This window comes from Marinicauda pacifica, assembly GCF_004793635.1.
Taxonomy (GTDB): Bacteria; Pseudomonadota; Alphaproteobacteria; order Caulobacterales; family Maricaulaceae; genus Marinicauda; species Marinicauda pacifica.
Map to the genome: position 1 here is coordinate 1 of NZ_SRXV01000098.1, position 304 is coordinate 304.

Annotated in this window: 1 pseudogene; it reads right to left on the reverse strand. The window is 68.1% G+C overall.

The features are described 5' to 3' along the window. Positions 1-304, reverse strand: a pseudogene (locus tag E5162_RS14550) (transcription termination factor Rho); the annotation flags it as partial.

Below are 304 nucleotides of genomic sequence, written 5' to 3' on the forward strand. Positions count from 1 at the left end.
AGCCGCCCTCCTCGATATTGCGCGCCGCGCCGAAGAAGCGCTTGGGACGCTGCAGGGCGTTGGCGTCGACACCCCCGGTCAGCACCTTGCCGGAGCTGGGCACCACGGGGTTGTAGGCACGCCCGAGGCGGGTGATGGAGTCCAGCAGGATGACCACGTCGCGCTTGTGTTCCACCAGGCGCTTGGCCTTCTCGATCACCATCTCGGCAACCTGCACGTGACGCGTCGCCGGCTCGTCGCAGGTCGAGGCGATGACCTCGCCCTTCACCGTGCGCTGCATGTCGGTGACTTCCTCCGGGCGCTC